We start from the raw sequence: 13,626 nt of genomic DNA on the forward strand, positions 1-13,626 counted from the left end.
TAATGAACTTATGCAGCATTATCTGTAGCTTTTTTCTGAAGAAAAGCCTCTGTACGCTTTTGGACATTCTCCTGAAGATTTACAAAAAATAGGAAATTGTCATATAGGTGAAGACTTCCTTCCGGGAAAATAGAAAGTACCGGAGGATATTCATTTACATCTATATCAGTTACAATAAGAGTCCCCCTTACAGGATCGATGTAAGCCCCGTATCTGCCTTGATCTACTGAGAGGATAGCACCTGTTTTACTGTCCTGAGTTACGCTGCCCTTATTGAGTGATCTGTCGGCAGGAGCTGTATCTGTGCTCCAGGTAAGAGGATTTATAGAGATTGCTTTTGTGCCATTAGGGACTATTATAGTATCTGTAACGCCGAATGCTTCGCAGTCATAGCTTACTACAACGCCGGTATCTGTCTCGCCTGTAGCGGGGACTATCTGAGGATACTTTAAGATCATATCCTCTGTCATGCACCAGCCGATAGCGTATACAGCTATAAGGTTATCTCTAAGATAGGATGCTCTTTCACCTGATCCGCCGTAATACTCTTCAAGTATCCTGTAACACATGTCTGCACCTTGAGAGAAACCGGCCAGAATCAGTGGACGTCCGTTGTTTTTGTGCTCCAGATAGTATCTGAATGCTGCAGAGACATCCATGTAAGCATTGTTCATAACTGTATCTCTTGCAGCGCTATCCTCCATAGAATATACATTTATAGAAGCCTGCCTGTAATAAGGAGCATAGATTCTTGCAGTATTAGCATATATGGCTTGTTGCTGATTCATTGCATTTCTGAAGATCTTTTTAAAAGCCGGAGTGATCGCAGAATTGGTCTCACTTTTGGTATCAACAGTAGGAGCAACTATGAATACATCTACGCTGTTTTCGGGATAGGCTCCATCGTATAGCCAGTTATCCTGTCTGGAATAGTCAAGAGAACTTGTAAATGGAAGGACATTGACGGCATATGCGTTGATAGCTATGTGCGGATAGATAGTAAATAATACGATCAGTGATAACAGAATCAGTGATATTTTTTTCTTCATAGAGATACCTGCCTTTCGTATATTTGAAAGATAAAAAGTATACTAACTAAAAAACATACTGATAATATAAAGTGTACCATATTTTGAATATAAAATATCAATAAGCAAACAATATAATGACAACTATTTAGATGCCGATAATCATTGCATTATGATATCATTAGCAGTAGTGAGTTGTTGATAAATTGCGAGGAAAGATAATGATTAAAGTTGATCTCATAACCGGATTCCTTGGTTCGGGCAAAACAACATTTATAAAAAAGTATGTCAGATTTTTGAATGATCAGGGGATCAAGATATGCATACTTGAAAATGATTACGGTGCTGTCAATGTAGACGTAGCGCTGCTTGAAGACATAAGAAGCGACATGTGCGGCGTTGAGATGATAGTCGGAGGTGACGGACGAGAAGCCCACCAAAGAAGACTTAAGACCAAACTCATAACGCTTGCTATGTCAGGATATCAAAGAGTTATCATTGAGCCTTCCGGGATATTTGATATGGATGAATTTTTTGATACCCTTTATGAATCCCCCCTTGATAACTGGTATGAGATAGGCAGTGTCATAGCGATAGCATCAGCAGATCTTGAAGATAACCTCTCTGAAGATGCAGATTATGTCCTTGCATCTGAAATAGCTGATGCGGGAATAGTAGTATTGTCCAAAACAGAAGATGTATCGGATGAGCAGATCACAAAAGTCAAAGAGCATATCAGAACTGCCTTACTTGGAATAGGCGTTAAGAGGCAGGATATATTCAGATCAGCAGAAGCTTTTGATAACTTTTTTATTAATAAAAAGGCAGATGGGCTATTAGATGATGACTTTAGAAGGATAGCTTCGGCAGGCTATGTACATGGAGATTATGAAAAAAAGCAGCTGTCCATGACAGGCTCCGGTGCTTTAGGAAATGATGGCGGTTCATTTTCAAATCTGTATCTGTTTGGAGTCACGCTTACAAAAGATGAGCTTATAAGTAGTATTGATAAAGCTATTAATGATCCCAAATGCGGACACATCATCAGGATCAAAGGCTTCGCCAAAGATGGTGCTGAAGGATATATAGAAGTTAACGCAACAAGAGAAAAGCTAAGCATAAATCATATCTCTAATGCCCAGGAAGTAATCATAGTCATAGGAGAGAATCTAAGCTCTGATAAGATAAACAATTACTTTCCTACAGCAGATTTTGAAAATTTGCTAAAATAAGTGCGAAGTTTGAATGTCTAATTTAATAATCGCTTCTTCTACTTACAAAAAATACACCAGCCCTTGCGGCCTTGGAGATTCAGAAAAAACTATATGTTTTTTGAATCGCCATGGCTGCAAGGGTTTCTACACATTTTTTTATGAAATTTTGGCCTATATAGCAGATGTGATACAATATAATATAGGACTTTGACATAAATGCAAGTTGCACATGTCGGCTCTATCCTAAATACAACTTGGGAGACGCTCTATATATTATGAAATTCCTATTTGTTTCGAATTATATCAATCATCATCAGATCCCTCTGTGCGAAGCTATTATGAGGATAATTGGTGATGAGAATTTTATATTTGTTCAGACCCAGCCTATGGAAGAGGAAAGAGTTCGCATGGGATGGGGTGTTGATGTGTCATCTCTGACCTATCTTAAGATCTATGATAATGACAAGATATTCACTCTCAATGCAATTAATGATTTTGATGTAGTAATGCTTGGATGGACTGAGAATGATGAAGTAAGGGAAGCTTGTCTTAAAAGAGCTGATAGCGGAAAGCTCCTACTTCGGATGAGCGAAAGGATATATAGAGAAGGTCAGTGGAAGGCAATATCCCCTAAAGGCCTTATCTCAAAATACAAAGAACATATCAGATTTAGAAATAAAAAAGTATATATGCTTTGTAATGGAGCCTATGTTGCCTCTGATTTTGCTCTTATAGGTGCATATCCTAATAAGATGTTTAGATGGGGATATTTTCCTGAATACAGAGAATATACCAAAGAGCAGATGAGGAATATGAAAAGGATGGAGGACAACAAGACACCACGTATCCTGTGGGCCGGAAGGTTCATGGACGGTGTCAAGCATCCGGAATTTGCCCTTGAACTTGCTGCATATTTAAAGGAGAAAAACTATTCATTTCATATAGATGTGGTTGGAGACGGAGAGATGGGGGATGATCTTCACTACTATGTCGATGAGAACAGACTTACTGATGTTGTGACCTTCCACGGCTTTCTCCCTCCGAGCAGAGTAAGACAGATGATGGAAGAGGCTCATATATATCTGTTTACAAGTAACAACCTTGAGGGCTGGGGCGCTGTTGTTAATGAAGCTATGAATGCAGGCTGTGCTGTTGTAGCAGGCTCCATGGCAGGCGCAGTCCCATATCTTATCAAAGATGGAGAGAACGGCTACATCTACAATGCAGAAGACCTCCAAAGCTTCCTGAATAAGGCAGAAGATCTGGTCAGACACCCATCCAAGCAGCAGAAGTTTGGCAACAATGCCTACGATACCATCACAAGCCTGTGGAATAGCAACATTGCCGCTAGACGTCTTATAGACTTCTGCACAGCTATGCTCAAAGATAAAGAATACATAGCCCCAAACGACGGCCCCATGAGCTACGCCCCAATAATAAAACCATACATCAATCCTGAAAAGCCGCTATAGCTATACAAACTTTTCGCTGGGACGGATCAGTATCCCGATAGCATTTGTAATGGGTGGGCAGTATATAAAACGTTGCCACACTTTTTAATCGTTTTATAAAATTCATGAGCGTGATAGATGGAGCCTTTTATTCTGCCCGGGGTCCGCATGCCCCCGCGAAGCGAGTTTCGGACCCCAGAATAAAAGGTTCCAGATATCATGCCATGAATTATAAAACGATTAACAGTGTGGCAACGTTTTATATACTGCCCACCCATTACAAATGCTATCGGGATACTGATCTATCTATACAAGCCTTACCTGGTCCCCTGCCTTACTGATGGAGGAACCATCCAGCCGGCAAACTTCATGATGGAACGGCTCTGAGTTGCAACAACTTTCTTGCGCCAGTCTCTTGGCGCTTCTCCAAAATCTTCCAGAAAATGACGATTAAAACTTGATAATGAGTGAAAACCTACTTCATCAGAAATGTTGAGAATAGGCATCTCTGTTGTGCGTAGAAGAACAGATGCCTTCTGAACTCTGATGTGATTAAGGTATCTAAGTGGTCCGTCCCCAACTATAGCAGTGAACAAGCGCCTGAAGTGAGTTGGTGACAAGGAACACATGGCTGCCAGATCTTCCATTACAAAATCTTCCATGTAATGCTCCTGGATATAGTCGATAGCAGGTGCGATAACAAGGGCATTCTCGTGAGGATGCTCGCTTGCTGTTAGTTCATACTCTTTGTATATAGGGAAAAGCTTGACTATGAGCGCCATAAGTAAACCTCTTACTGAGAACTCATAGTTGCTGCCTTTTCTTCTAAGTTCGCAGATCGCGGCTGTTACAAGGTTGTAGATATCGGGATATTCTGACCTTGGAAGTATCCCATAATAGTTGTGGATCATCTTGTTGAGCTCTGCTGAGTGCTCCAGAGCGCTTAAAGGGAATAAAGGCTCAAGAAGAGACTGTATATCAACAAATATATAGGACCATTTGCTGGCACATCCCGGATCTGAATATGTGGTATGGGATATGTTGTTGGCTACGATGGTGACATCTCCCGCGTGAAATGAACGCTTCTCACCCATAAATTCCATGGTACCGCTGTCTGTCTCGCATAGTCCTATTTCAAGGCAGTTATGAAAATGAAGAGTACCTGAAGGAATATCAGAGATCCTCCACTGTTCTCCTGAAAGAAGTAATACCGGAAAATATTCCGGTAGATCATAGCTTCTGAATTCTATTGTTTGCTGCTTTGATTTGGGCATATTGTCTAATACCTCCATGTGAATTCACTATCAAGTATATAATATGACGGAAAATAAAGTAAAGTTTTGATAATGCATTTCTGACCGAAAAAATGAACGAAAATCAAAATAATTTATTGTATATTAAATTAAAAATGCAGGTAAAAACATGATAATCAACAAAAATCACTAACAAATTTAGTAAATAATAGACAATAGTTGGTGATTTTGATTTTATTATGGTTGAAAATGCATAGTTTTTGTGGATGAAATGAAGTGAATAAATGACCATATAACCATACAATTGAAAATGTAATAAATGTTCGTCTGATCCGGCATGATCTAGCTGGAATTATATAATAGCTATTTGATATAAATTTATACAATTAGTATATTGGTTTCTGATATTCTTGGAGGAGGTTTCATAATGGGTAAAGGTAATAAGGCGGTAGCAAAGACTGTACCGCAAGTAAAGACAAGCTGGAAAAAAGCGTTTAAAAGAGACTGGCAGCTATATCTGCTATTGATTTTTCCGCTTGCCATGGTTTTTCTATTCAACTATGCAGCGTATCCGGGGCTGAGAATGGTATTCATGAACTACAAAGTCATGAAGGGTTACAGCGGAAGTGACTGGGTAGGCATGAAGAACTTCGTGGATCTGTTCACCGGAACTTCAAGTGCAAGGTTCTTCATGGCTCTTAGGAATTCAATAGTATTTAACCTTCTGGATCTTGCTCTTGGATTCCCGATGCCAATAATACTTGCAGTCATGCTCAACGAGCTAAGATTTCCAAAATACAAAAAGGTAACACAGACAATTCTCTATCTGCCACATTTCCTTTCATGGGCAGTTATCGGTTCCATCGCACTTACGATGTTCCGTACCAATACAGGTCTTATCAACATGACACTTACAAGTCTTGGTTGGATAGACCAGGGTATTCCTTTCCTTACTGAGAAGTTTCACTGGGCTGTAACTTATCTGCTCATCGGTGTATGGCAGGGAATGGGATGGGGATCTATCCTATATCTTGCAGCAATAACAGGTATAAGCGGTGACTTGTATGAAGCAGCTATGATCGATGGCGCAAACCGCTGGCAGAGAATATGGCATATCACACTTCCCGGAATCCGTCCTACAATCGTAACTCTTCTTATCATGAACCTTGGACGTCTTATGGGATCAAACCTTGAAAGACTTGTAGCACTTGACAATGCTCTTGTAAGAGATTTCCAGTATCAGCTGGCGGTATACATATATGATTACGGTTTTTCCGGTCAGCACTATTCTATAGGTACTGCAGCTAATCTGTTCCAGTCACTTGTCGGTCTTGCAATGGTACTGATCGCAGACAGAGTTGCCAAAGCTCTTGGCGAAACAGGGCTTTTATAAAGGAGGACCAAGATGGATACAGCGGTTTTTAAGGGAGGCAAGGTAATGGCCGGCAAAAGAAAAGATAAAGAAAATGATATCTCTGCAGGTGGAAGCAGGGCTATCAGCAAGCTTCACATAAGTGATGTTGTAATAGTACTGATAATAGGAATCTTATCACTCACATGTCTGCTTCCATTCTGGCATGTAGCAGTAAAGTCTATATCATCCAATGCTGCGGTTGCTGCAAAGTCTGTATATCTGTGGCCCATAGATGTAACTTTAGATGCATACAGATCCATCATTGAAGATGGAAGTATGACTCATTCAATGATCTATAGTGTAGAAGTTACTGCAATCTTTACACTTCTTGGTATGATCGTATGTACCTGCGCAGCATATCCTCTTTCCAAGAAGAGACTTAAGGGAAGAGCAGTTATAACATTTTTACTGATGGTTCCTATGTACTTTGGTGCAGGTAATCTTCCTACATACCTTTTGTATAGTGACCTTCATCTTCTTAACACAATGTGGGTTCTTATATGGCCACTTATATACTCAGCTTACAATATGCTGATCATGAAGAACTATTTTATATCAAATATACCGGATGAGCTTGAGGAGTCAGCATTCCTGGATGGAGCTTCAAACTTACAGATCCTGTTCAAGATAGTGCTTCCTCTTTCTAAGCCAATCCTTGCAACACTGACTCTCTTCTATGCAGTAGGTCGTTGGAATGCTTACGGCGACAACATGTACTATATCAGAAGTAATGAACTTAAGATGGCTCAGTACAAGCTCTACGAGATGATCTTAAATGCTCAGGAAGCAGCTTCTACAGCTCTTACAGAGGCAACCAATGTGACATCTACACCTGAAGTACTTCAGGCAGCATCAGTTATGTTCGTAACAATACCGATCATCATCATCTATCCTTTCGTTCAGAAATACTTCGTAAAAGGAACTATGGTTGGTGCGGTAAAAGGTTGATTTTTGACAATATCCTTGCCGTCCATGGCAAGGATGGACAATTGTCAAAAAGTCAACTGTGCTCCAAGCACGAGGCTAAAAAAGTAAATAATAAAGTCTTTATTAAAAGGAGGATTTTATATGAAAAAGAAAATGCTAAACAGAAGCCTTGCTATTGCAATGAGTAGTGCAATGGTAATGGGCGCGCTTGTTGGATGTTCCAGTTCAACAGGGGAGAGCGGAACAGACACACAGACATCACAGGACACGACTCAGAAGGAAGCTGATAATTCAGCTACTGTAACTGAAAGCGGAGAGCAGGCAGCAGAAGGCACAGGTATTGACTCCTGGCAGCCATTTGCAGATAACGTAACTATTCAGATCCCTGTATATGACAGAGGCGGCGAAGTAGATGTTACCAACAACTACTGGACACAGTGGGTACAGACCAATTTTGGTGACAAGTACAACATCACAGTTGAGTTCGTAGCAATCCCTCGTGGAGACGTTCTCAATGCATATGCTAACCTTGCTAACGCTCAGGATCTTCCTACAATCCTTATGGAATACGACTTCCCTAAGCAGGCACAGTGGGCTGATGATGGATATCTTCAGGAACTTGATCTTGAGAAGTTCAAGACTGTAGCTCCTAACTACTATGCAATGATGGAAGAGCAGGGCAACCTTGACTACACAGATCTTAACGACACAACATATTTTGCTCTTGCAGAAAGACCTTATTCACAGAACACATACAACTACGTAACATTCTATCGTCAGGACTGGCTTGATCAGATCGGCATGGAATATCCTACAACTTGGGATGATACTCTTAAAGTTTACGAAGCTATCAAGGAAGCTGGACTTTCTGAATATCCTGCAGGCGGAACCAAGATCTCTGGTGCAGGTGTAGACCAGAATTATGGCTATAGAAAGAACCCTCAGGATGAATATGAGTGGGCTACAACAGGTGATTATGCTATCCCTGCTCTTTCTACAGAGGCTCAGAAGAACCTTCTTAAGAGAAGAAACGAACTTTACAACCTTGGATATTTCAATCCTGACTTTACACAGAGAGAAGCTACAGATGGCGAAGCTGACTTCATCGCAGGCAATGCATTTACATACTCAGCTTATATCGCTCCTTCAATCTCAGTTCTTGATTCCTTCTATGAGACCAATCCTGACGCACACCTTTCAATCGCTGTATGTCCTGGTCTTATCGAGGATACAGGCTCTGATGGAATCTCAACAACCAATGCATATCGTCCTAACAACAACTTCGGTATGATGATCGGCTTCTCAGCCCTTGCTTCTGAAGATCAGATCACAGCAGCTATGATGTACATGGAATGGATGCTCGCAGGTGAAGTTGATGGTACAAGTGCTCTTTTCACAATGCAGTATGGTATCGAAGGTGAGACTTTCGAATATGATGAGAACGGATATCCTGTAATTACTAACAACACAGAAGGCGAGTATGCTATGGCCAATAACAACAAGGATTACTGGTGCGTAGCAGTTGAGTCCAAGACACTTGGTTCTATCGAAGATGATATCAAGCTCAACATGCCAGTTAACTATCCTGATTCTGATGAGTGGTATCAGCAGATCCTTGATAACTACAACGGAATGGAAGCAATGGTTGATAGCGGTGTCATCCAGCCTGACTGTAACTTCGCTGTAACTCTTACATCTGTAACAGATAACCAGGAGACACTCCTTGGCCTTTATGAAGAGTTTGCTTCTAAGCTTGTAGTTGCATCAGAAGATGAGTTCGATACTCTCTATGAGCAGTTCAAGCAGGAGTACCTTGATGCCGGATATCAGGCTATCATCGATGAAAGAGGTGAAGCTTACAATAACGGCATGACCTCCAAGATGAAATAATATGTTTTCATACTTACCCTTTCTTAAATAAATAAACAGCTCCATCTTTGTGACAATCACATTTCAAAAAAGAAGATCCTCGGGCTAAATCTTGGAGTGGCCCGGGGATCACTTTAAAAAGAGTAAACGAAGTGTAAATGCTAAGTGTGTGAATTTAATTGTTATGATATATCTTTTCTTTATGTTTTAAATAATGACTATAAATACAAAATCAAATAATAGCGTTAAGTAATAAGTGTAAAGTTTGAAAGTGTTCCACTTTCAAACCCAAATTGATGACGCGAGCTCCATCAATTTGAACCATTAGTCACTCGCTTTGCTCGCGACATGAGGTTAATGATGAATAAAAACAGTGATTTTCAGCTGGTTAATGGAACCTACAGCTGAATGTGCTGCAAAAGGTAACTTTCGGAATCTTCTTTTTTATAGTCATTATTTAAAAAATAAAAAAAATGATATTTGATTCAGAATTACATATAGCGGTATTACTACCTGAGAGGAGAATGATGACATCACTTGAATTCGACCAAAAGATCGTAGAGGATACGATCGATCATATAGTTGACAAAACAATGAGCATGGACCTTACATGGGACTGGCCTTGCGGAGTAGCATATTACGGAATTGCCAAAGCCTATGAAGTTACTAAGAAAAAAGAATATCTTGATGTATTAAAAGACAGAATAGATGAATATGTAGATGAGCTTGGACTTCCTAAGGTATGGACAGTCAATACCTGTGCTATGGGACACTGCCTTATAACGTTATACGATGCGACAGGTGATAAGAGATACTGGGACATCGTAATGAGTAAGGTAGATTATCTCGAAAATGAAGCTCTTAGATTTGGTGATAATGTTCTTCAGCATACAGTATCAGCCAATAATGATTTCCCGGAGCAGTGCTGGGCAGATACTCTTTTCATGGCAGCTTTTTTCTTATTAAGAGTCGGAGTTCATGAAAAGGATGAAGATCTTATAAATGATGCGCTGAATCAGTACTACTGGCATATAAAGTATCTGCAGGACAAGGATACAGGCTTTTATTATCACGGATATAACAATATCACCAAGGATCATATGTCAGGATTCTATTGGGGAAGGGCCAATGCCTGGGCTGCATTTACTATGTCGCAGGTAGGTCATATCCTTCCGGAAGCATATCTGTATCCGCAGTTTCTGGACATAGTAGGATCACTCAATGAACAGTTATCAGCTCTTAAAACGGTTCAGACTGAGAACGGTCTATGGCGTACTATCTTGGATGATCCTGAGTCATATGAAGAGATATCAGCATCTGCCGGAATAGCTGCAGCAATGCTTTCTAAAGGTAATCCACTTCATATCAAATATATAAATAAATCGATCAAAGGTATACTTGCAAACATATCACCTCAGGGCCGTGTTATGAATGTGTCCGGTGGAACAGCTGTGATGAAAGACAGGGATGGATATAGGAATATAAGCCGCGATTGGATGCAGGGCTGGGGGCAGGGACTGGCACTTGCATTTCTGGCAGGCCTTCTTGAATACGGCAATCTTAGAAGCGACGGAGCACTTTGATCTTAAAACCGGAAGTTTCTGCTGCAAGGGAGAGACTTATCATCATAAAACGACGAGGATAGATAGTTATGACCAATAAGCTGAAGGGGAGTTTTACATTACCGGGTGAATCCGGATACGAAGATCTTACTCTTAAGATGGCAGAAAAATGGGGAGCAGATGTTATAAGAGACAGTGATGGAACGCAGCTGTCCCCGGAAATATTAGAAGCAGGATATGACATATATTCTACAGTTTGTATCATAAGAGACCATAACGACTGGATCAGAAAACATCCATCCAACATGCAGCAGACTTTTTTGCAGAGTATGCCCAAGATCGCCGAGGGTGATTTTCTGTCAATACATCTTCTTGACGGCTATTTTACACAGCAGTTTGAAGTCAACCAGAGTAAGGAATCTGTAGAGCTGTGGCAGGTTTTTGACAGGACTACGAATATGGAAGTCCCAAAGCGGTTGTGGAATTATGAGAAGGAGCTTGATCATGTGGTGATCAAGACTACAGAGCCTTTTCATGAATATACAGTTAACTTCCTTGCATATCGTAAGTGGGAAGAGATCAACATGTACAATCATGTGACCAATAACTGGACATCAGAGCATCTTATACCTGTTGACCCAAGATCTGATGAAGCGCAGGAATACCTCTACAAGTGGATGGACAACTGGTGCAAAGAGCATCCGCTTACCAATGTAGTCCGTTTCACCTCTATGTTCTATAACTTTGTATGGATCTGGGGATCTGATGAAAGAAACAGAAACCTCTATACTGACTGGGGCAGCTATGACTTCACTGTAAGTCCTCTTGCACTTGAGCAGTTCAAGAAGCAGTATGGATATGAACTTACATCAGAAGATTTTATCAATAAGGGCAGCAATCACCCGACTCATATGCCACCTACAAAAAAGCTTCTCGATTACATGGATTTTACCAATCAGTTTGTAGTATCTTATGGCAAAAAACTCGTAGACCTGGTTCACTCTTATGGCAAAAAAGCCTACGTCTTCTATGATGACAGCTGGATAGGAGTTGAGCCCTATTCTAAGAGATTTGAAGAATTCGGATTTGACGGACTTATCAAGTGTGTCTTTAACGGATATGAGGCAAGACTTTGTGCAGGAGCTAAGGCTAATACTCATGAGCTTCGCCTGCATCCATATCTTTTCCCGACAGGTCTTGGCGGAGCACCTACATTCTCAGAAGGCGGTGATCCTGCAAGGGATGCTGCAGTGTACTGGAACAGGGTAAGGCGTGCACTTCTACGTGAACCTGTAGACAGGATAGGTCTTGGAGGGTACCTGCATCTTGTAGAAGATCAGCCTGAGTTTAATGATTACATAGAGAAGGTTGCAGATGAATTCAGACTTATAAAGTCTTTCCATGCAGAGGGAAAACCTTATACTCTTCCCTACAAGGTTGCTGTGCTTCATAGCTGGGGACATCTTCGCAGCTGGACTTTGTCAGGACATTTCCATGAGACATATATGCATGACCTTATCCATATCAATGAGGCCTTAGCGGGGCTTCCTGTGGATGTTAAGTTTATAAACTTTGATGATGTTATTGATGGAGCTTTAGATGATGTTGATATCCTTATCAATGCAGGTCGGGCCGGAGATGCCTGGAGCGGTGGTGACAACTGGGAAGATGACAGAGTGATATCACTTATATTCAGATGGGCAGGCGAAGGCGGACTTCCCACTATATCAATACATGATTTTGGTAAAGGAAAAGGCATCTACCTTTCAAGTTTCCAGGTAAATAATGAAAATACAAGACTTCTTCTAAATCTCATGCTCTATGCCAAGGGAGATCTTGGAAAAGCTCTGTATCTTACAGATACTGCAGATACAGAATGCGCATACTATCCAAATGCTAAGAGACTTGTAGTAATGAATGAGACTGACAGGGATGCCGAAACCAGTATTAAGACAAGTGATGGCGATATCCATGTGGCTTTAAAGCCTTTTGAAACACAGATACATGAGCTTTCTTGATGAAGTTAAAGTTTTAATAGCCAGCCCGGCAGTGGTATATGTAGTAAACGATTTAAGAAAATCCACGCTTGAGGCTGGCTTTTTTTCATTAAAATAATAGGAGGCGGGTATGGAAAGACATAGTTTTTCTTTTGAGATCAAAGAAGGCAAGGTTGGAGACTTCCTTAAAATATTTGGAAGTAACTGGGACAGCGTGCGCGCAGAAATTAAAGAAAGCGGAGTAACTAATTTTAGTCTATGGAACTGTGATACTTTTTTCTTTGGGTATTATGAGTCTGGTGACAAAGAGCCTTCAACTTTGAAAATCCTGGGGCCTGTGCTTGATACCTTAGAAGATCTTATTAAGTGGAAGAGTGATTTTGAAAAAGGCATGGCTCTTATGTATGAAGATTTTGGCATTGTAAGAGAAGATAAATCCATGATAAGGCACAGGGTCTTTATGACTCACCTGTTAAAAGGAGATACAGCAGAATACAAGCGCCGCCATGATGAACTTGCAAGTGCCAGAACTAGTGTTACAAAAGGCCCTGATTCCAATTTTTCAATATGGAACGCAGGCGACTTCATATTTGGCTATGACGAGATAGATACCTCTATGGAACATGAGATGACAGCAGATGAAAAGGAGTCTACAATTAGATGGGAAAAGCATATGCTGGATATCATGGAATGGATAACAGATGATGTAGACTGGATCACGGATATGCATCACAGCCATGTTAAGAGAATCGCATATAAATGAAGGAATAAGTTTGAAAGTGTTCCACTTTCAAAACCAAATTGGTGTCGCGAGCTCCACCAATTTGAACCATTAGTCACTCGCTTTGCTCGCGACATGAGGTTAAGTTTGAAAATGTTCCATTTTCAAACCCAAATTGATGACGCGAGCT

At 40.6% G+C, this 13,626-nt stretch carries 10 protein-coding genes; 8 read left to right on the forward strand and 2 right to left on the reverse strand.

Annotation, left to right across the window (positions count from 1 at the left end):
- Positions 1–8 precede the first annotated feature (8 nt).
- Entirely contained in the window at positions 9–1,049 is a 1,041-nt protein-coding gene (locus BMX21_RS02185) for a DUF3089 domain-containing protein (protein WP_022755540.1), read from the reverse strand.
- Positions 1,050–1,249: 200 nt separating this feature from the next.
- Between BMX21_RS02185 and BMX21_RS02190 the strand changes: the two genes are divergently transcribed.
- Together BMX21_RS02190 and BMX21_RS02195 are read left to right on the forward strand one after the other, a co-directional pair.
- Positions 1,250–2,260: a GTP-binding protein gene (locus BMX21_RS02190; RefSeq protein ID WP_092040794.1), complete on the forward strand. Its 1,011-nt coding sequence runs from the start codon at positions 1,250–1,252 to the stop codon at positions 2,258–2,260.
- Positions 2,261–2,517: 257 nt separating this feature from the next.
- Positions 2,518–3,714 (forward strand): glycosyltransferase family 4 protein, encoded by a 1,197-nt coding sequence (locus tag BMX21_RS02195; RefSeq protein ID WP_092040798.1) that lies wholly within the window; start codon positions 2,518–2,520, stop codon positions 3,712–3,714.
- 296 nt (positions 3,715–4,010) lie between these two features.
- On the opposite strand, the gene BMX21_RS02200 is transcribed toward BMX21_RS02195, so the two are convergent.
- Positions 4,011–4,967 (reverse strand): helix-turn-helix domain-containing protein, encoded by a 957-nt coding sequence (locus BMX21_RS02200; protein WP_022755537.1) that lies wholly within the window; start codon positions 4,965–4,967, stop codon positions 4,011–4,013.
- Positions 4,968–5,373: 406 nt separating this feature from the next.
- Here BMX21_RS02200 and BMX21_RS02205 point away from each other — a divergent pair, with 406 nt between their 5' ends.
- The 6 genes from BMX21_RS02205 to BMX21_RS02230 all read left to right on the forward strand — a co-directional run bounded on the left by BMX21_RS02205 (position 5,374) and on the right by BMX21_RS02230 (position 13,478).
- Complete coding sequence (locus BMX21_RS02205; RefSeq protein ID WP_092040802.1) at positions 5,374–6,339, forward strand: ABC transporter permease; 966 nt, start codon at positions 5,374–5,376, stop codon at positions 6,337–6,339.
- Positions 6,340–6,351: 12 nt separating this feature from the next.
- Positions 6,352–7,308 carry a carbohydrate ABC transporter permease gene (locus BMX21_RS02210; RefSeq protein WP_022755535.1) on the forward strand — a complete coding sequence of 319 codons (957 nt, stop codon included), beginning with the start codon at positions 6,352–6,354 and terminating at the stop codon, positions 7,306–7,308.
- 120 nt (positions 7,309–7,428) lie between these two features.
- Positions 7,429–9,177: a type 2 periplasmic-binding domain-containing protein gene (locus BMX21_RS02215; RefSeq protein ID WP_092040805.1), complete on the forward strand. Its 1,749-nt coding sequence runs from the start codon at positions 7,429–7,431 to the stop codon at positions 9,175–9,177.
- 506 nt (positions 9,178–9,683) lie between these two features.
- On the forward strand, positions 9,684–10,739 hold the full coding sequence (locus BMX21_RS02220; protein WP_022755980.1) for a glycoside hydrolase family 88 protein: 1,056 nt from the start codon (positions 9,684–9,686) through the stop codon (positions 10,737–10,739).
- 68 nt (positions 10,740–10,807) lie between these two features.
- On the forward strand, positions 10,808–12,736 hold the full coding sequence (locus BMX21_RS02225) for a 1,3-beta-galactosyl-N-acetylhexosamine phosphorylase N-terminal domain-containing protein (protein WP_092040809.1): 1,929 nt from the start codon (positions 10,808–10,810) through the stop codon (positions 12,734–12,736).
- A gap of 109 nt (positions 12,737–12,845) precedes the next feature.
- Positions 12,846–13,478 carry an L-rhamnose mutarotase gene (locus BMX21_RS02230; protein WP_092040813.1) on the forward strand — a complete coding sequence of 211 codons (633 nt, stop codon included), beginning with the start codon at positions 12,846–12,848 and terminating at the stop codon, positions 13,476–13,478.
- The last annotated feature ends 148 nt before the right edge of the window (positions 13,479–13,626 follow it).

Source organism: Butyrivibrio sp. TB (assembly GCF_900110805.1).
GTDB lineage: Bacteria > Bacillota > Clostridia > Lachnospirales > Lachnospiraceae > Butyrivibrio > Butyrivibrio fibrisolvens_C.

Excerpts from the sequence above, each read along its gene's own strand:
- BMX21_RS02185 (WP_022755540.1), bottom strand. The coding sequence starts at position 1,049 with ATGAAGAAAAAAATATCACTGATTCTGTTATCACTGATCGTATTATTT.
- BMX21_RS02190 (WP_092040794.1), top strand. The coding sequence starts at position 1,250 with ATGATTAAAGTTGATCTCATAACCGGATTCCTTGGTTCGGGCAAAACA.
- BMX21_RS02195 (WP_092040798.1), top strand. The coding sequence starts at position 2,518 with ATGAAATTCCTATTTGTTTCGAATTATATCAATCATCATCAGATCCCT.
- BMX21_RS02200 (WP_022755537.1), bottom strand. The coding sequence starts at position 4,967 with ATGCCCAAATCAAAGCAGCAAACAATAGAATTCAGAAGCTATGATCTA.
- BMX21_RS02205 (WP_092040802.1), top strand. The coding sequence starts at position 5,374 with ATGGGTAAAGGTAATAAGGCGGTAGCAAAGACTGTACCGCAAGTAAAG.
- BMX21_RS02210 (WP_022755535.1), top strand. The coding sequence starts at position 6,352 with ATGGATACAGCGGTTTTTAAGGGAGGCAAGGTAATGGCCGGCAAAAGA.
- BMX21_RS02215 (WP_092040805.1), top strand. The coding sequence starts at position 7,429 with ATGAAAAAGAAAATGCTAAACAGAAGCCTTGCTATTGCAATGAGTAGT.
- BMX21_RS02220 (WP_022755980.1), top strand. The coding sequence starts at position 9,684 with ATGACATCACTTGAATTCGACCAAAAGATCGTAGAGGATACGATCGAT.
- BMX21_RS02225 (WP_092040809.1), top strand. The coding sequence starts at position 10,808 with ATGACCAATAAGCTGAAGGGGAGTTTTACATTACCGGGTGAATCCGGA.
- BMX21_RS02230 (WP_092040813.1), top strand. The coding sequence starts at position 12,846 with ATGGAAAGACATAGTTTTTCTTTTGAGATCAAAGAAGGCAAGGTTGGA.